Here is an 18,832-nt window from a genome sequence, read left to right as displayed (position 1 = left end):
ACCCGGTGCAACTGCCGGCTTTTCCCGGCGGACTCTCCAGTTATAGCTCATGTCTGAAAACTGCCTGAAAAAAAACGGCGATCATGTGAGTGATCGCCGTTTTTTATTTACGGGCTATCGAGTCAAGGCATCAGCACTTCAATCGAGCCATCGGCGGTCATGCTGACCTGGCTGGTGCCGGCTTCGACATCCGGTGTCACCGGTGCGGCGTCCATGGCGGCGGCTTTCATCATCATCGGCGCGCGCAGGTAAGGCTGTGGATAACCGTTGCTGTTGAGGTTCAGGTTGACGATTTTGTAGCTCTTGCCGCCAAGAGCGTCGGTGGCCAGTTGGGCGCGGGCCTTGAAGGCGGTCACGGCGTCCTTGAGCAAGGCGTCTTCGCTGGCCTTGCGGGTCGGGGTGGCGATGGCGAAGTCCATGCCGCCCATTTTCAGGTCGGTGAGCAGTTCGCCGGTCAGCTTCGACAGTGCGGCGAAGTCCGGGCTTTCCAGGCGCAATTCGGCGCGCTCGCGCCAGCCGGTGATTTTCTGGCCCTTGGTGTCGTAGATCGGGTAGCTGTTGCGACTGCCCTGGCGCAGGGTGATGTCCTTGACCTGCTTGGCCTGGGCCAGCGCCTTGTTCATGGTAGTGCTGACATTGGCGGCGAGTTTGGCCGGGTCGCTGTTCTGTTCTTCCGTGTAGAGGGTCACGATCATCAGGTCGCGGGCCACTTCCTGACTGACTTCGGCGCGCAGGGAAATCTGGTTGTAATGAAGCTCGTCGGCGGCCAGGGCCGGGAGGCTGGCGACGGTGCCAAGGCTCAGGGCGAGGAGGGCGGCGCTGCGGCGGAATGTGTGCATGAAGGCTCCTTGAGAGGTGCGCAGGGATATGGTCCGGGCCTGCGTGAAACCATCAGACTCTAGCTTTTATGCTCCGGTTCGCACAGTTACAACTTCTATACAGATCGACGCGATTCCCTGTAGCAGCTGCCGAACGCAGGCTTCGCCAGCTGCTACAAGGGAAGTGTGCCGGCCAATAGGCTGTGGCCGTTTGCCGCACTTTTGCCTGTCAGCCCCCGCGCTTGGTTATACTCCCTGCGATCCGCCTGGAGCGCTCATCAGGAGAGCTCATGCTCGCCCCCGTTCAAATCACTTCCGCCACTCGCCAGAACCTCTGGCGGCTGACGTTCATTCGCACGTTGGTGCTGGCCGCCCAGGCCGGTTCCGTGGGCCTGGCCTACTGGCTCGAATTGTTGCCGCTGCCCTGGTTTCAACTGGCCGCGACCCTCGGTTGCTCGATGCTGTTGTGTGTGTTCACTGCGATTCGCCTGCGCACCTCGTGGCCGGTGACCGAGCTCGAATACGCCGTGCAATTGGCCTGCGACCTGTTTATCCACAGTGCGCTGCTGTATTTCTCCGGTGGTTCGACCAACCCCTTTGTTTCTTATTACCTGGTGCCGCTGACCATTGCTGCGGTGACGTTGCCATGGCGTTATTCGGTGATTCTGTCGGGTATCGCGCTGACGATGTACACGCTGTTGCTGGCGCAGTTCTACCCGTTGCAAACCTTCCCGATCGCCAGGGAAAACCTGCAGGTGTACGGGATGTGGCTGAGCTTCGCCCTTGCCGCTGCTGTGATCACGTTCTTCGCCGCGCGCATGGCTGAAGAGCTGCGCCGTCAGGAAGAACTGCGCGCCATTCGTCGCGAAGAAGGCCTGCGTGATCAGCAATTGCTGGCCGTCGCCACCCAGGCTGCCGGTGCGGCCCATGAGTTGGGAACGCCGCTGGCGACCATGAGTGTGCTGCTCAAGGAAATGCGTCAGGATCACCATGACCCGATGTTGCAGGATGACCTGAGCGTGCTGCAGGATCAGGTCAAGCTGTGCAAACAGACCTTGCAACAGCTCGTTCGGGCGGCTGAGGCCAATCGCCGCCTGGCGGTGGAGATGCAGGACGTCACCGACTGGCTCGATGAAGCCCTCAATCGCTGGCACCTGATGCGTCCGGAGGCCAGTTATCGCTTCCAGCGCCTCGGCCAGGGCGCGGTACCGCGCATGGCGCCGCCGCCAGACTTGACCCAGGCGTTGCTGAATCTGCTGAACAACGCCGCCGATGCCTGCCCCGAGGGGTTGCAAGTGACACTGGACTGGGACGCCGAGGACCTGACCATCAGCATTCGTGACCATGGCGCCGGTGTGCCGCTGGCCATCGCCGAACAAATCGGCAAACCGTTTTTTACCACCAAGGGCAAAGGCTTCGGCCTGGGCCTGTTTTTGAGCAAAGCCAGCGTGACACGCGCCGGCGGCTCAGTGAAACTCTACAGTCATGAGGAAGGTGGCACGCTCACCGAGCTGCGCCTGCCCCGTGTCGCCCGAGGAGACGAACATGAGTGACGAGATCCAAGTCGAAGGCGAAGAACTGCCGCATTTGTTGCTGGTCGATGACGACGCCACGTTCACCCGCGTCATGGCCCGCGCCATGGCCCGCCGCGGTTTTCGCGTCAGCACTGCCAGCTCCGCCGAGGAAGGCCTGGAACTGGCCAAGGCCGATCTGCCGGATTATGCCGCCCTGGACCTGAAGATGGACGGCGATTCGGGCCTGGTGCTGCTGCCAAAATTGCTGGAAATGGATCCGGAAATGCGCGTGGTGATTCTCACCGGTTATTCGAGCATTGCCACCGCCGTCGAAGCGATCAAGCGCGGTGCCTGCAACTACCTGTGCAAACCGGCGGACGCTGACGACGTGCTGGCGGCGCTGCTGTCCGAACACGCCGACCTCGACAGCCTGGTGCCGGAGAACCCGATGTCCGTGGACCGCCTGCAGTGGGAACACATCCAGCGCGTGCTGACCGAGCACGAAGGCAACATCTCCGCCACTGCCCGTGCCTTGGGCATGCACCGCCGCACCCTGCAGCGCAAACTGCAGAAGCGCCCCGTTCGCCGCTGAACCTGCGCTGAACGAATGCGGGCCGTATCTCACGACAAACCGGACCGATCATCTATGATCGGTTCGTGCGTGTTCTTTTCTCTATCGAGCCTTACCCATGAATCAGAACGCTGAGTATTCCGCGGTCAACGACGCCGTGCGCGGGCAGTTTTTTCGCAAAGTGTGGGCGATGATCACGCCCTACTGGCGCAGTGAAGAGAAGGTCAAGGCCTGGACGCTGCTGATCGCGGTGATTGCGCTGTCGCTGATCAGCGTGGGGATCTCGGTGTGGTTCAACACCTGGTACAAGGACTTCTACAACGCCCTGCAAAAGAAGGACGAGGCAGCGTTCTGGCAACTGATCCTGTACTTCTGCGCGATTGCGGCGGTGGCGATCGTCGGCGCGGTGTATCGGCTCTACCTGACTCAGATGCTGACCATTCGCTGGCGGGCCTGGCTCACCGAAAAGCATTTCGCTCGCTGGCTCGCCGACAAGAATTACTACCAGCTGGAGCAGGGCGGTTACACCGATAACCCGGACCAGCGGATCTCCGAGGACCTCAATAACTTCACCTCAAACACCCTTGAATTGGGTATCGGGCTGCTGCGCAATATCGTCAGCCTGGTGTCGTTCTCGATCATTCTGTGGGGCGTATCGGGCAGCATTGAAGTCCTCGGCATCACCATTCCTGGCTACATGTTCTGGTGCGTACTGGTTTACGCCGTGGTGGGCAGTTGGCTGACGCATTTGATCGGTCGTCGCCTGATCGGTCTGAACAACCAACAACAACGCTTCGAAGCCGACCTGCGTTTCTCCATGGTGCGGATTCGCGAGAATGCCGAAAGCATCGCGTTGTACAACGGCGAGCCGAACGAAAATCGTCGGTTGAGTGGCCGCTTCGGGATGGTCTGGCACAACTTCTGGGACATCATGAAGGTGTCCAAGCGCCTGACGTTCTTCACCGCCGGTTACAGCCAGGCTGCCATCATCTTCCCCTTCATGGTTGCCGCGCCGCGTTACCTCTCCGGCAAGATCGAACTGGGCGAGCTGATGCAAATCAGCTCGGCATTCGGCAATGTGCAGGAAAGCTTCAGCTGGTTTATCAGTGCGTACCAGAGCCTCGCTTCCTGGCGCGCCACCTGCGATCGTCTGCTCAGCTTCCACCAGGCCATGCGTGACAACGAAGAGCGTGCGCCGGCCATCGACGTACAGAATTCGGGCTCGGTGCTGAAGGTGCACAACCTCGGCCTTGACCTGGCTGAAGGTCGTCACCTGCTGACCAACGCCGACATGACCGTGAAGGAGGGCGAGCGTGTGATGCTCAGCGGTCGTTCCGGCAGCGGCAAGTCGACCCTGCTGCGGGCGATGGGACACCTGTGGCCGACTGGCCACGGCAGTATTCGCCTGCCAACTGCACGTTACCTGTTCCTGCCGCAAAAACCGTATTTGCCGATCGGCACCCTGCGTGATGTCCTCAGTTATCCACAGCCCGGCGATACCTATCCGAACGAACGCTACGTGCAGGTGCTGGAAACCTGTCGCTTGCCGCACCTGATTGCCCGTCTCGACGAAGCCAACCACTGGCAGCGCATGCTGTCGCCGGGTGAGCAACAGCGCCTGGCCTTTGCCCGTGCGCTGCTTTATGCGCCGCAATGGCTGTACATGGACGAAGCGACCTCGGCGATGGACGAGGAGGATGAAGCATCGCTGTATCAGGCGCTGATCGATGAGTTGCCGGGGCTGAGCATCGTCAGCGTCGGCCATCGCAGCAGCCTGAAACGCTTCCATCCGCGGCACATTCGTATCGAGAATGGCCATTTGGTGGACCAGGCCGTGACCGCATAAACACCACAAATCCCCTTGTGGGAGCGGGCTTGGTGGTCATCTTGACGGTGATCGTACAACCGCGTTGCGCTATGATGCGGTTTCAGCCGATTTTTTCGAGACAGATGTTCACCATGGAAACCCCGAACGACGCACCACGCCTCCCACGCAAGCGCCGCAGCCTCGCTCAGGAACTGGTGACGGTGCTGTCCGAGCAGATCCGCGACGGTCATCTCAAGCGTGGCGACAAGTTGCCCACCGAGTCGGCCATCATGGATGCCCATGGTGTCAGCCGCACGGTGGTGCGCGAGGCGATTTCACGTTTGCAGGCGGCCGGCCAGGTGGAAACCCGGCACGGTATCGGCACCTTCGTGCTCGACACGCCGAGCCCGAGCGGTTTCCGTATCGACCCGGCGACCGTGGTGACCTTGCGAGATGTACTGGCGATCCTGGAACTGCGCATCAGTCTGGAAGTGGAGTCTGCCGGGCTGGCGGCGCAACGCCGCAGTCCGGAACAACTGGCCAACATGCGCGCCGCCCTCGATGCGTTGAATGAAGGCGCCGCCCACGCCAGTGACGCCGTGGCTTCGGACTTCGCCTTTCACCTCGAAATCGCACTGTCCACCGGCAACCGCTACTTCACCGACATCATGACCCACCTGGGCACCAGCATTATTCCACGCACACGGCTGAACTCCGCGCGCCTGGCCCATGACGACCAGCAGCACTACATGAGTCGCCTGAGCCGTGAGCACGAAGAAATCTACGACGCCATTGCCCGCCAGGATTCCGATGCGGCGCGGGCCGCGATGCGCCTGCACCTGACCAATAGCCGTGAGCGGTTGCGTCATGCCCATGAAGAGGCTGAGGCACAGCGGGGCTGAGTGCCTTGATTCAAGTCTTTTTTTGCCTGAACAATAGCCATCGCGAGCAAGCTCGCTCCCACAGTGTCTTGTGTCGATTACAAAATCGAGATCATGCACCGTTCCTTGTGGGAGCGAGCTTGCTCGCGATAGGGCCGTAAGCCATGAAACAAGCCTGAAGTTATCCTCGAAAACAGCCGCGCCATATTTTCTTGATCCAAACTCTTCCGACAACGTATCTCTGAAACGCTTGTTTATCGCGGCGTTCGCATCCGTGCTCCCTCCGCTGAAAGCCCTACCCACAGTCTTTTTTGTCGAACATGTTTCACCCCCGGCGATGAAATGCAGTTGACGGTTGTATTTTAAGTTGTACGATGACCTACAACTTCGGCGCGAGCTGAACGGTTTTCTCACACAACGTCGCTATCCAGGGTGTTCGAATAATGAATCCACAAGAACTGAAGTCCATCCTCTCTGCCGGTCTGCTGTCTTTCCCGGTCACCGATTTCAACGCTCAGGGCGACTTCAATCGTGCGGGCTACATCAAGCGTCTCGAGTGGCTGGCCCCATACGGCGCCTCGGCACTGTTCGCCGCGGGCGGCACCGGTGAGTTTTTCTCTCTGGCGGCCAGCGAGTACTCGGAAATCATCAAGACCGCCGTCGACACCTGCGCCACCAGCGTGCCGATCCTGGCTGGCGTAGGCGGTTCCACTCGCCAGGCCATCGAATACGCGCAGGAAGCCGAGCGTCTGGGCGCCAAGGGCCTGTTGCTGCTGCCGCACTACCTGACCGAAGCCAGCCAGGACGGTGTTGCCGCCCACGTTGAAGCCGTGTGCAAATCGGTCAACATCGGCGTGGTGGTCTACAACCGTAACGTCTGCCGCCTGACCGCGCCGCTGCTGGAGCGTCTGGCCGAGCGCTGCCCAAACCTGATCGGCTACAAGGATGGCCTGGGTGATATCGAGTTGATGGTGTCGATCCGTCGCCGCCTCGGTGATCGCTTCAGCTACCTGGGTGGTCTGCCGACCGCCGAAGTCTACGCCGCGGCCTACAAGGCACTGGGGGTGCCGGTCTACTCTTCGGCGGTGTTCAACTTCATCCCGAAAACCGCGATGGACTTCTACCACGCAATCGCTCGCGAAGATCACGCCACCGTCGGCAAGATCATCGACGACTTCTTCCTGCCGTACCTGGACATCCGTAACCGCAAGGCTGGTTACGCGGTGAGCATCGTCAAGGCCGGGGCAAAAATTGCCGGCTACGACGCAGGTCCTGTGCGTGCACCGCTGACCGATCTGACTGGTGAAGAGTACGAAATGCTCGCCGCGCTGATCGACAAGCAGGGCGCGCAGTAACACTCGACAAAACCAGGGCCGCTGAGCAATCAGCGGTTTTTTGCGTGAGGAGATGATTCAGTGGCTGATTCAAAACGTTTTGATAACTACATCAACGGCGAATGGGTTGCCGGCGGCGATTATTCGACCAACATCAACCCGTCCGAACTGACCGATGCCATCGGCGACTACGCCAAGGCTGACCTGGCTCAGGTCCACGCCGCCATCGACGCCGCCCGTGCCGCATTCCCAGCGTGGTCGGTTTCGGGCATTCAGGCTCGTCACGATTCCCTGGATAAAGTCGGTACTGAAATCCTCGCCCGTCGCGAAGAACTCGGCACCCTGCTGGCCCGGGAAGAGGGCAAGACCCTGCCTGAAGCCATCGGTGAAGTGACCCGCGCCGGCAATATCTTCAAATTCTTCGCCGGCGAGTGCCTGCGTCTGTCCGGCGACTACCTGCCGTCGGTGCGTCCGGGCGTCAACGTCGAAGTCACGCGCGAAGCCTTGGGCGTGGTCGGTCTGATCACGCCGTGGAACTTCCCGATTGCCATTCCTGCGTGGAAAATCGCTCCGGCCCTGGCCTACGGCAACTGCGTCGTGCTCAAGCCTGCTGACCAGGTTCCGGGTTGCGCCTGGGCCCTGGCCGAAATCATCTCCCGTGCCGGTTTCCCGGCCGGCGTGTTCAACCTGGTGATGGGCAGCGGTCGTGTGGTTGGCGATGCACTGGTCAACAGCCCGAAAGTCGACGGCATCAGCTTCACCGGTTCTGTGGGCGTGGGTCGTCAGATCGCGGTCAACTGCGTGTCTCGCCAGGCCAAGGTTCAGCTGGAAATGGGCGGCAAGAACCCGCAGATCATTCTCGACGACGCGGACCTCAAGCAAGCGGTCGAGCTGTCGGTACAGAGCGCGTTCTACTCCACCGGCCAGCGTTGCACAGCCTCGAGCCGCTTCATCGTCACCGCCGGCATCCACGACCGGTTCGTCGAAGCCATGGCCGAGCGCATGAAGTCGATCAAGGTCGGCCACGCGTTGAAGGCTGGCACCGACATCGGTCCGGTGGTTTCGCAAGCCCAGCTTGAACAGGACATGAAGTACATCGACATCGGCCAGTCCGAAGGTGCGCGTCTGGTCAGCGGCGGTGGCCTGGTGACCTGCGATACCGAAGGCTACTTCCTCGCGCCGACCCTGTTTGCCGACAGCACAGCGGGAATGCGCATCAGCCGCGAAGAGATCTTCGGCCCGGTGGCCAACGTGGTGCGCGTGGCCGACTACGAAGCTGCGCTGGCCATGGCTAACGACACCGAGTTCGGGCTGTCGGCGGGCATCGCCACCACCTCGCTGAAGTACGCCAACCACTTCAAGCGCCACTCCCAGGCCGGGATGGTGATGGTCAACCTGCCGACCGCCGGTGTGGATTACCACGTTCCGTTCGGTGGGCGTAAAGGTTCATCCTATGGATCACGTGAGCAAGGTCGCTATGCGCAAGAGTTCTACACGGTTGTAAAAACCTCTTACATCGGTTCGTAACGCAACATCCCTGTTGTAGGAGCGAGCTTGCTCGCGATGGTCGTGAGGTCACGGCGGTAAACCTGATGCCCCGCGTCATCGTTGACCACCATCGCGAGCAGAGCTCGCTCCTACAGGGGAAACAAAGATTCACCCGCGCATAAAAATAATCAGTGGGAGTACATCTACATGCAATCGACCAAGCCGACTCACGTCCGCTATATGATCCTGCTCATGCTGTTTCTGGTGACCACGATCAACTACGCCGACCGCGCTACCATCGCAATCGCTGGATCCAGCCTGCAAAAAGACCTCGGCATCGACGCCGTTACCCTGGGCTACATCTTCTCCGCGTTCGGTTGGGCCTACGTGGCCGGGCAAATCCCCGGTGGCTGGTTGCTCGACCGCTTTGGCTCGAAAAAAGTCTACGCATTGAGCATCTTCACCTGGTCGCTGTTCACCGTGTTGCAGGGCTACGTCGGCTCGTTCGGCATGTCCACGGCGGTGGTGGCGTTGTTCATGTTGCGCTTCCTGGTGGGACTGGCCGAGGCGCCATCCTTCCCTGGCAATGCACGCATCGTGGCTGCCTGGTTCCCGACGGCTGAACGCGGCACCGCGTCGGCGATTTTCAACTCGGCGCAATACTTCGCCACCGTGCTCTTCGCCCCGTTGATGGGCTGGATCGTGTTCACGTTCGGCTGGCAGCACGTGTTCATCGTCATGGGGGTGATCGGCATTGTGTTCTCGTTGATCTGGCTGAAGGTTATCCACAGCCCGCGCCAACATCCGCTGATCAATGAGGTCGAGTTCAAGCACATCGCCGATAACGGCGGCATGGTCGACATGGACCAGGACAAAGCCAAGGGCCAGGAAGCAGGCAAACGTGTCGAAGGCCCGAAATGGGACTACGTCCGCCAGTTGCTGACCAACCGCATGATGCTCGGCGTGTACCTGAGCCAGTACTGCATCAACGCCATCACTTATTTTTTCCTGACCTGGTTCCCGGTGTACCTGGTGCAGGAGCGCGGCATGACCATCCTCAAGGCTGGTTTTATTGCTTCATTGCCGGCGATCTGCGGCTTCATCGGCGGTGTGCTCGGCGGGGTGATTTCCGACTACCTGCTGCGCAAGGGCCATTCCCTGACCTTTGCCCGCAAGGCGCCGATCATTGCCGGTCTTTTGGTTTCCAGCAGCATCGTTGCCTGCAACTATGTCGACATCGAGTGGATGGTCGTGGGCTTCATGGCCCTGGCGTTCTTCGGCAAAGGTGTGGGCGCGCTCGGCTGGGCGGTGGTGTCCGACACTTCGCCGAAGCAGATCGCCGGTTTGAGTGGCGGCCTGTTCAACATGTTCGGCAACATTGCCTCGATCACCACGCCGATCGTCATCGGCTACATCATCAGCTCCACCGGCTCGTTCAAATGGGCGCTGGTGTTCGTCGGCTGCAACGCACTGGTGGCGGTGTTCAGCTATCTGGTGATCGTCGGTCCGATCAAGCGTGTGGTGCTCAAAGAGCCACCGGTGGGCGGTGCTGAAACCAACAATAAATTGTCTCAAGCGCATTCCTGAGGAGCGGCGTCATGCAGTTGATTGAACATTCCGACTCGCCGCGCTATATCCGCCTGCACGAGCGGGACAACGTAGTGATCGTGGTCAACGATCAAGGCGTTCCGGCCGGCACCGAGTTTGCGGACGGCCTGGTCACCGTGGACTTCGTGCCACAGAGCCACAAAGTCACCCTGGAGGACATTCCCGAAGGTGGCCAGGTGATTCGTTACGGCCAGGTCATTGGCTACGCCTTGCAGCCGATTCCCCGCGGCAGCTGGGTCAAGGAAGATCAACTGCGCATGCCGACCGCGCCACCGCTGGACAGCCTGCCGCTGTCCACCGACGTGCCGGCCGCGCAAGCACCGCTGGAAGGCTTCACCTTCGAGGGCTATCGCAATGCCGACGGCACCGTCGGTACGCGCAACATTCTCGGCATCACCACCACCGTGCAATGCGTGACCGGCGTGCTCGATCATGCGGTCAAGCGCATCAAGGCCGAGTTGCTGCCCAAGTACCCGCACGTCGATGACGTGGTGGCGCTGACCCACAGCTACGGCTGCGGCGTGGCCATTACCGCTACCGACGCGTACATCCCGATACGCACCGTGCGCAACCTGGCGCGCAATCCGAACCTGGGCGGCGAAGCCCTGGTGATCAGCCTAGGCTGCGAGAAATTGCAGGCCGGGCAGGTGATGCACGACAACGACAGCTCGGTGGATCTCAGCGAGCCATGGCTGTACCGCTTGCAGGATTCCAGCCACGGCTTCACCGAGATGATCGAGCAGATCATGGAACTGGCCGAGACGCGCTTGAAGAAGCTTGATCAACGCCGCCGGGAGACCGTGCCGGCGTCCGAGCTGATCCTCGGCATGCAATGCGGCGGCAGTGATGCGTTCTCCGGCATTACCGCCAACCCGGCGCTCGGTTATGCCTCGGACCTGCTGCTACGGGCCGGTGCGACGGTGATGTTCTCCGAAGTCACCGAAGTACGCGATGCCATTTACCTGCTGACCTCCCGCGCGGAAAACCAGGACGTCGCCCAGGAACTGGTGCGGGAAATGGACTGGTACGACCGCTACCTGGCCAAGGGCGAAGCAGATCGCAGTGCCAACACCACGCCAGGCAACAAAAAGGGCGGGTTGTCGAACATTGTCGAGAAGTCCTTGGGCTCGATCGTCAAATCCGGCAGCAGCGCAATCAATGGCGTGCTCGGTCCTGGCGAGCGTTTCAAGCGCAAAGGCCTGATCTTCTGTGCGACCCCGGCCAGCGATTTTGTCTGCGGGACGTTGCAGTTGGCGGCGGGGATGAACCTGCATGTATTCACTACCGGTCGCGGCACGCCTTACGGGCTGGCCATGGCGCCGGTCGTGAAGGTATCGACCCGGACCGAACTGGCGCAACGCTGGCCGGACCTGATCGACATCGATGCCGGGCGCATTGCCACTGGCCGCGCATCAATCGAGGAACTGGGTTGGGAGCTGTTCCACTACTACCTGGACGTGGCCAGCGGCAAGAAACAGACGTGGGCCGAGCAGCACAAGCTGCACAACGACATCACCCTGTTCAACCCGGCGCCGATCACCTGAGACTGAGTCGCCTGCATCGCGAGCAAGCTCGCTCCCACAGTGGATTTTCGCCGTGCACAGATTTTGTGTTCGGCACTGGAAAAATGTGGGAGCGACGGTGCGGCGATCCGACTTGCTCGCGATAGCGGTCTAACAGACGCCAGGGGGCTTGGTGGCTTATCATTAGCCCCCTAACGACGCCCACCCCAAGGTCCTCCCGGCATGCTGGCAATTTTCCTCGAAACCCTGAACATCACCGCACCGGTGTTCGCCATGCTGTTTCTTGGGGTGTTGCTCAAGCGCATCGACTGGATCAACGACAACTTTATCCACACCGCGTCGGCACTGGTGTTCAACGTCACCATGCCGGCGCTGCTGTTTCTGGGCATCCTGCATGCCGACCTGCACGCGGCGTTGCAGCCGGCGTTGCTGATTTACTTCTCCGTGGCGACGCTGGTGTGCTTTGCCATTGCCTGGGGCTGGGCGATCTGGAAGTGCCCGCGGGAAGATCGCGGGATCTACACCCAGGGTGCCTTTCGCGGTAACAACGGAGTGATCGGCCTGGCGCTGGCGGCAAGCATGTACGGCGACTACGGGATTTCCCTCGGGGCGATCCTCGCGGCGCTGGTGATCCTGTTTTACAACACGCTCTCGACCATCGTGCTGGCGGTCTACAGCCCGGTGATCAAGTCTGATCCATGGAGCATCTGCAAAAGCGTGTTCAGCAATCCGCTGATCATCAGCGTGATTGCGGCCGCGCCGTTCGCCTATTTCAAGATCGGCTTGCCGGGTTGGCTGGAAACCTCCGGCCAGTATCTGGCGCAAACCACCTTGCCGCTGGCGCTGATCTGCATCGGCGGCACGCTGTCCCTGGCGGCGCTGCGCAAAAGCGGCAACATGGCGCTGAGTTCAAGCCTGGTGAAGATGATCGGCTTGCCGGTGCTGGCGACGCTGGGGGCGTGGTTGTGGGGCTTTCGTGGTGCGGAGCTGGGGATTCTTTTTCTGTACTTCGGCAGCCCGACCGCAGCTGCCAGTTTTGTGATGGCGCGGGCGGCGGATGGCAATCACGAGTTGGCGGCGGCGATTATCGTGATCACCACGTTGATGGCGGCGGTCACCACTAACATCGGGATCTTCTTTTTGCAGTGGGGTGGGTGGATTTAGCGCCTCTGTTCATCGGCCAGGGTTTTGCACACCGGTTCGATCACCGGAGGCGCCTGGGTCGGATAGTGCGTCGGTATGACCTGCACCGGCGTCGTCACGACGAAGCCATCTGCAAAAGTCGTTTCGACAAAGGTCGCTTTCCAGCCATTTTCCGGTGTGTCGATCTGCACGTCGGCGTTGAGCGAGTCCGTGAGTTTTACGTCTTCAGGCGCGTACTGGATGCCACAGGGGTGACGAAAGTCCCGGGCGGCCGGATTTACCGCCGTCCACTGAACCACTCGCACCGGTGCCTCGGAAAAGTGCAGCCCCATCCCGTGTGTTGAAACGTGCGGGTTCGAGCGTATGGAAATGACCGGCAAAGGCTTGCCCTGTTGCCAGCGATTGATGACCGGTATCAGCGAGTTCTCGACGAACCGGCTGATGCCGTAGTGGCTCGCATTGGGGGCGACTCGCAAGGCTTTCGGGCCTGGCAACTGATCGAAGAAAAACTGCGAATTGTCTGGCAGGAAAAAATCGTCGCTGCTGGCATTGACGATGTATTTCGGGATCGCCAGGCGATCGGCATAGCGGGTTTGCAAGTAGCTTAGCGGGTCTTCGATTTTCATCAGGTGTGCGAAGTTTTCAGTCTTGATTCGTTGAGTGATGCCCTCGTGATGGTAGTCAAAGAATGCCAGTGGCCAGTTCTTTCCATAGGCCTGCCAGGTATGTTCAAGCACGCTGTCCGTGCCCAGTACGTCGATCACAAATGGCACGATGGCCTTGATCCGTTCATCGGCAATCGCTGCCAGCCAGCTGGTCCAGCCACGTTTTGATGCGCCGCTGGCAATGAAACGGTCTATTCCCCAGGGTTGCAGCTCCTTTTGCGCGAGGTCCATGGCCTTGACCATCGACACCACCATGGGCAGGCGCACCGACATGTACGGGCGCTGGTGCGGGTCATCGAGAAAGAGTTTCCAGCTGTGGGCGACGCTGGCATCTTCCGTGCGTGCAATGTCATCGTCGGAATAGGTCAGGTACTGGTTCGGAACGTTGCTGACTGAAATGACAATCGTGCGTGTTTTAAGCGCCACTTCAAGTGCCATTGCTTCGGTAAAGTCCGTCGGCTCGGCGGCGTTGTTTTGCCCTGCGTTGGGGGTTCCGTTATTGGCCACCAGCAGTGACTGACCGTGCAGGGCATTGTCCGGGATGTAGATGTCCACGGTGTGTTTCCACTGTGCGGGGCTAACCAATCCCTGCGGCGACCATTGCTGGGAGGACAGGTTGAAACTACGCTTTTCCACACCTGGAAATGACGTGTTGCCTTTGGCGGTGTAAACCAGTGGATTGGCGTCTTCGGCTTTCTTGTAGCAGGCAAGCACTTCGCTGAAATCTTGATTGCTGGCCTCGAAACACGCCTGGGCAGAGGCCTGTATCGAAGTGCTCACGAGCAGACTGGATAACATCAATTTCGACAATACGTACCGGGTGGTCAATCGCATGGGAACCTTCCTTGTAAAGCCGGGAGAGGTTCGAGGCCTGGGTACAGCGACGCTGCTCCGACCCTCCCCCTTGCGGTTTTTTGTCGGCGCAGTGTGTCGAAAAGATGTGTGGGCGAACAGATTTGGCTGGGCGCCTTTTATTGTCGAAATATGTGGTTGAGCCGCTCAACCATAAACGTTACCGAGGGCTGTGATCCACTTTGGCGATGGTGATCACTCCGGTTTCTGATAGCTGTCGATCACTTCCTGCGCCGCCCGAAACGCATCGATCGCCGCCGGCACACCGGCATACACCGCGCAATGCAGCAGCGCCTCGCGAATCTCTTCCACGGTGCAGCCGTTGTTCAGCGCACCACGTACGTGGCCTTTCAATTCCTGGGGGCACTTCAGTGCGGTCAGCGCCGCCAGGGTGATCAGGCTGCGGGTCTTCAGCGGCAGGCCTTCGCGATTCCACACTCCGCCCCAGGCGTGTTCATTGACGAAATCCTGCAGCGGCTGGGTGAACTCGGTGGCGTTGCCCAGTGCGCGGTCGACGAAGGCGTCGCCCATCACTTGGCGGCGGACTTCAACGCCGGTTTTTTTATTCTCGGTCATGGGATTTCCCTCTTATGGTGTTGGCGACGCCAGGCACGCAGCGACGTGAACAGCAAGAACGCCACCAGCGCCGGCAGGACGAAAAACAGCATCAAGTGTTCGAGCTTGCCGGCCAGTGGCATGCCGGTGGTGAACGACACCACGTGCAGCCCATACGCCAGGTACAAACCCAGAAACAGCAGGCCTTCGGCGCGGGTCACCCGGTAGCCGGAGTAGAACACCGGCAGGCACAGCGCTGCGACGCCGAGCATTACCGGCAGGTCGAAATCCAGGGCGTTGGGCGACACCGACAGCGGTGACGGCGCCACCAGCGCGGTAAAGCCGAGCACGCCCAGGAGGTTGAACAGGTTGCTGCCGATCACGTTGCCCACGGCAATATCGCGCTCGCCGCGCATTGCCGCGATCAACGATGTGGCGAGCTCAGGCAGTGAGGTGCTGACGGCGACAATGGTCAGGCCGATGATCCGCTCCGACAACCCAAGATCGGTGGCGACCGCAACGGCGGCCCCCAGCAGCAAGTGCCCGGCGTACACCAGCATCGCCAGCCCGGCGACGATCATCAGCAGGTTGCTCAACCATGGCGCTTGCGCATGATGGTCATGGCTCGATACCGGGCGTGCCGAGTGTCGCGACTGGCGTAGCAACAACCCCAGGTAAATCGCCAGTGCCGTCAGCAACATCACGCCGTCGGCACGGGTCAGTTCTTCATTCCAGGCGAGTACGAACACCAACAGGCTGGCGCCGATCATCAACGGAATATCCAGGCGCACCAGTTGCCGGGAAACCCGCAAAGGAATGATCAGCGCGGACAACCCGAGGGTGACGAGGATGTTGAAGATGCTGCTGCCGATCACACTGCCGACGGCGATGTCGGCATTGTGTGCCAGGGTCGCTTGCAGGCTGACCGCCATCTGCGGTGCGCTGCTGCCGAGGGCGACGATGGTCAAGCCGATGATCAGTGGTCGTATGTGCAACCGCGCGGCAATGCGTACGGCGGCGCGCACCATCAATTCGGCACCGACAATCAGCAGGAGCAGTCCGCTGAGCAATTCGATCACGCTGATCAGGGGTAAATCGGCTAGTCCGAAAATGGTCGGGGCTCCATCGGTCAGTCGTCGAGAGCCTGGACGCGCACCCGCGCGGTGCCGCTGCGCAGCATGCCCAAGCGCTCGGCGGCTTCCTGGGACAGGTCGATCAGGCGTCCACGGGTGTGCGGGCCGCGATCATTGATACGGACCACGCAGGATTTGTCGTTATTCAGATTGGTGACCTTCACCCGTGTACCGAAGGGTAGCTGGCGATGGGCGGCGGTCATGGAATTCCGGTCGAAACGCTCGCCACTGGCGGTGCGTTTGCCTTGGTGTTTGGCCCCGTAGTACGAAGCCACGCCGGTTTTGTCGTAGCCGTGCGGATCGACGGTGTCGGTGCTGGCGCAACCGGCCAAGAGCGAGAGGAGGGCGCATAGTCCAAGTAGACGCTTCATTTGAAAGCTTCCGAAAACAAATGTGGGAGCGAGCTCGCTCGCGATTGGCATTCTGACAGTCAACTTTGTGTTGAGTGCCGGACCGCTATCGTCGGAACGCCGCCCGGAGCAAGCTCGCTCCCACAGGAGATGGAGCCAGATTTAAGAGCTGGCTCCATCCTCATCAGCCTTCGAGCTTGCTTTTGAGCAATTCGTTGACCTGTTGCGGGTTAGCCTTGCCTTTGGAGGCTTTCATGGCCTGACCGACGAAGAAGCCGAACATCTTGCCGCGCTTGGCTTCGTCTGCTGCGCGGTATTGTTCGACCTGCTCGGCGTTGGCCGCGAGCATTTCGTCCAGCACCGCCGAGATGGCGCCGGTGTCGGTCACCTGTTTGAGGCCGCGCTTGTCGATGATCTCGTCCGCGCTGCCTTCGCCGTTGGCCATCGCTTCGAACACCACCTTGGCGATTTTGCCGGAGATGGTGTTGTCCTTGATGCGCAACAGCATGCCGCCCAGTTGCTCTGCGGAAACCGGCGACTCTTCGATGTCCAGGCCTTGCTTGTTGAGCAGGCTGCCCAACTCGACCATCACCCAGTTCGCCGCCAGCTTGGCGTCGCCGCTGATGCTCGCGACCTTCTCGAAGTAATCCGCCTGCTCGCGGCTGGTGGCCAGCACGTTGGCGTCGTAGACCGACAGGCCGAACTGCTCCTGGAAACGCTCGCGTTTTTGCGGTGGCAGCTCCGGCAGGGTGGCGCGTACGTCGTCGAGGAACGAGTTTTCGATAACGACAGGCAGCAGGTCCGGATCGGGGAAGTAACGGTAGTCGTTGGCTTCCTCCTTGCTGCGCATCGGACGGGTCTCGTCCTTGTTCGGATCGTACAGGCGGGTCTGCTGGATCACTTTGCCGCCGTCTTCGATCAGTTCGATCTGGCGCTGGATTTCACTGTTGATCGCCTTCTCGATGAAACGGAACGAGTTGACGTTCTTGATCTCGCAGCGGGTACCGAACTCGACCTGGCCTTTCGGACGGATCGACACGTTGCAGTCGCAACGCAGCGAACCTTCGGCCATGTTGCCGTCGCAGATGCCCAGGTAACGCACCAGTGCGTGGATCGCCTTGACGTAGGCCACGGCTTCCTTGGCGCTGCGCATGTCCGGCTCGGAGACGATTTCCAGCAGCGGGGTGCCGGCACGGTTCAGGTCGATGCCGCTGGCGCCGCTGAATTCTTCGTGCAGGCTCTTGCCGGCGTCTTCTTCGAGGTGCGCGCGGGTGATGCCGACACGTTTGACCGTGCCGTCTTCCAGAGCGATGTCCAGGTGGCCCTTGCCAACGATCGGCAATTCCATCTGGCTGATCTGGTAGCCCTTGGGCAGGTCCGGGTAGAAATAGTTTTTACGGGCGAACACGTTGTGCTGGCCGATCTCGGCGTCAATCGCCAGACCGAACATCACTGCCATGCGCACCGCTTCCTGGTTCAGCACCGGCAGCACGCCGGGCATGCCCAGGTCTACCAGGCTGGCCTGGGTGTTCGGCTCGGAGCCGAAGGTGGTGGAACTACCGGAAAAGATTTTCGACCGGGTGGTGAGCTGGGTGTGAATCTCCAGCCCGATCACGACTTCCCATTGCATGTGTGTCTCCTCAGAAGCCGGTTGGGGTGCGGGTGTGCCAGTCAGTGTGTAGCTGATACTGGTGGGCAACGTTCAACAGGCGGCCTTCCTGGAAATACGGAGCGAGCAACTGCACGCCGACCGGCAGACCGTCGACGAAACCTGCTGGCATGGACAAGCCCGGCAGACCCGCGAGGTTGGCGGTAATGGTGTAGACGTCTTCCAGGTACGCAGCGACCGGGTCGCTGTTCTTGGCGCCGAGCTTCCAGGCCGGGTTCGGCGTGGTTGGGCCGAGGATGATGTCGACCTCATTGAAGGCGGCCATGAAGTCGTTCTTGATCAAGCGACGGATCTTCTGCGCCTTCAGGTAATAGGCGTCGTAGTAACCGGCCGACAGCGCGTAGGCACCGACCATGATCCGGCGCTGCACTTCCGCGCCGAAGCCTTCGCCACGGGATCGCTTGTACAGGTCTTCCAGGTTTTTCGGGTCTTCGCAGCGATAGCCGAAGCGCACGCCGTCGAAACGCGACAGGTTGGAAGAGGCTTCCGCCGGGGCGATCACGTAGTACGCAGGAATCGCGTGCTGCATGTTCGGCAGGCTGATTTCCTTGATCACGGCGCCGAGCTTTTGCAGCTCCTTGACGCTGTTGTGGATCAGTTCGGCGATGCGCGGGTCGAGACCGGCGCTGAAATACTCTTTCGGCACGCCGATGCGCAGGCCTTGCAGCGAACCGTTGAGGCTGGCGCTGTAGTCCGGCACGGGCTCATCGATGCTGGTGGAGTCGTTTGGATCGAAGCCGGCCATACCTTGCAACAAAATCGCGCAGTCTTCGGCGGTGCGTGCCATCGGGCCGCCCTGGTCGAGGCTGGACGCGTAGGCAATCATGCCCCAGCGCGAAACGCGACCGTAGGTCGGTTTGAGGCCGGTGAGGTTGGTCAGGGCTGCTGGCTGACGGATCGAACCGCCGGTGTCGGTGCCGG

Annotated in this window: 16 protein-coding genes; 9 read left to right on the top strand and 7 right to left on the bottom strand. The window is 60.6% G+C overall.

What is annotated here, in order from left to right; all coding sequences use genetic code 11:
* Positions 1-122: 122 nt before the first annotated feature.
* Positions 123-839: an SIMPL domain-containing protein gene (locus PMI29_RS08810; protein WP_008000952.1), complete on the bottom strand. Its 717-nt coding sequence runs from the start codon at positions 837-839 to the stop codon at positions 123-125.
* A 269-nt stretch (positions 840-1,108) separates the two neighbouring features.
* Here PMI29_RS08810 and PMI29_RS08815 point away from each other — a divergent pair, with 269 nt between their 5' ends.
* The 9 genes from PMI29_RS08815 (at position 1,109) to PMI29_RS08855 (ending at position 12,708) form a co-directional block, all read left to right on the top strand.
* Positions 1,109-2,371 (top strand): ATP-binding protein, encoded by a 1,263-nt coding sequence (locus PMI29_RS08815; protein ID WP_008000951.1) that lies wholly within the window; start codon positions 1,109-1,111, stop codon positions 2,369-2,371.
* Positions 2,364-2,924, top strand: coding sequence for a response regulator transcription factor (locus PMI29_RS08820; protein WP_008000948.1), 561 nt, complete (start codon positions 2,364-2,366; stop codon positions 2,922-2,924). The genes PMI29_RS08815 and PMI29_RS08820 overlap by 8 nt, the downstream gene beginning before the upstream one ends.
* 97 nt (positions 2,925-3,021) lie before the next feature.
* On the top strand, positions 3,022-4,749 hold the full coding sequence (locus tag PMI29_RS08825; protein ID WP_008000946.1) for an ABC transporter ATP-binding protein/permease: 1,728 nt from the start codon (positions 3,022-3,024) through the stop codon (positions 4,747-4,749).
* Positions 4,750-4,862: 113 nt separating this feature from the next.
* Positions 4,863-5,612 (top strand): FadR/GntR family transcriptional regulator, encoded by a 750-nt coding sequence (locus PMI29_RS08830; protein WP_177323282.1) that lies wholly within the window; start codon positions 4,863-4,865, stop codon positions 5,610-5,612.
* 422 nt (positions 5,613-6,034) lie between these two features.
* Entirely contained in the window at positions 6,035-6,946 is a 912-nt protein-coding gene (gene kdgD / locus PMI29_RS08835; RefSeq protein ID WP_007981458.1) for a 5-dehydro-4-deoxyglucarate dehydratase, read from the top strand.
* A 60-nt stretch (positions 6,947-7,006) separates the two neighbouring features.
* On the top strand, positions 7,007-8,452 hold the full coding sequence (locus tag PMI29_RS08840) for an aldehyde dehydrogenase family protein (RefSeq protein WP_008000943.1): 1,446 nt from the start codon (positions 7,007-7,009) through the stop codon (positions 8,450-8,452).
* 168 nt (positions 8,453-8,620) lie between these two features.
* Complete coding sequence (locus tag PMI29_RS08845) at positions 8,621-10,000, top strand: MFS transporter (protein WP_008000941.1); 1,380 nt, start codon at positions 8,621-8,623, stop codon at positions 9,998-10,000.
* 11 nt (positions 10,001-10,011) lie between these two features.
* Positions 10,012-11,565 (top strand): galactarate dehydratase, encoded by a 1,554-nt coding sequence (garD, locus tag PMI29_RS08850; RefSeq protein ID WP_008000939.1) that lies wholly within the window; start codon positions 10,012-10,014, stop codon positions 11,563-11,565.
* A gap of 201 nt (positions 11,566-11,766) precedes the next feature.
* Positions 11,767-12,708 (top strand): AEC family transporter, encoded by a 942-nt coding sequence (locus tag PMI29_RS08855; protein WP_008000933.1) that lies wholly within the window; start codon positions 11,767-11,769, stop codon positions 12,706-12,708.
* On the opposite strand, the gene PMI29_RS08860 is transcribed toward PMI29_RS08855, so the two are convergent.
* The 6 genes from PMI29_RS08860 to PMI29_RS08885 all read right to left on the bottom strand — a co-directional run.
* The gene (locus PMI29_RS08860) at positions 12,705-14,186 is read right to left on the bottom strand and encodes a PhoPQ-activated pathogenicity-related family protein (protein ID WP_008000931.1); all 1,482 of its coding nucleotides are present in this window, start codon (positions 14,184-14,186) and stop codon (positions 12,705-12,707) included. The two genes, PMI29_RS08855 and PMI29_RS08860, sit on opposite strands and share 4 nt — an antisense overlap.
* A 213-nt stretch (positions 14,187-14,399) precedes the next feature.
* Entirely contained in the window at positions 14,400-14,780 is a 381-nt protein-coding gene (locus tag PMI29_RS08865; protein WP_007976475.1) for a carboxymuconolactone decarboxylase family protein, read from the bottom strand.
* Positions 14,777-15,838 (bottom strand): calcium/sodium antiporter, encoded by a 1,062-nt coding sequence (locus tag PMI29_RS08870; protein WP_008000928.1) that lies wholly within the window; start codon positions 15,836-15,838, stop codon positions 14,777-14,779. Before PMI29_RS08870 ends, PMI29_RS08865 begins: the two co-directional genes overlap by 4 nt.
* Before the next feature lie 50 nt (positions 15,839-15,888).
* Positions 15,889-16,263: a septal ring lytic transglycosylase RlpA family protein gene (locus PMI29_RS08875; RefSeq protein ID WP_008000926.1), complete on the bottom strand. Its 375-nt coding sequence runs from the start codon at positions 16,261-16,263 to the stop codon at positions 15,889-15,891.
* A 163-nt stretch (positions 16,264-16,426) separates the two neighbouring features.
* On the bottom strand, positions 16,427-17,872 hold the full coding sequence (gene gatB / locus PMI29_RS08880) for an Asp-tRNA(Asn)/Glu-tRNA(Gln) amidotransferase subunit GatB (protein WP_008000924.1): 1,446 nt from the start codon (positions 17,870-17,872) through the stop codon (positions 16,427-16,429).
* A 10-nt stretch (positions 17,873-17,882) separates the two neighbouring features.
* On the bottom strand, positions 17,883-18,832 hold a 950-nt coding region (locus tag PMI29_RS08885), incomplete at its 5' end, for an amidase family protein (RefSeq protein ID WP_008000922.1).

The sequence above is a fragment of the Pseudomonas sp. GM49 genome (assembly GCF_000282355.1).
GTDB lineage: Bacteria > Pseudomonadota > Gammaproteobacteria > Pseudomonadales > Pseudomonadaceae > Aquipseudomonas.
This window is presented reverse-complemented; position numbering and strand designations above follow the sequence as displayed.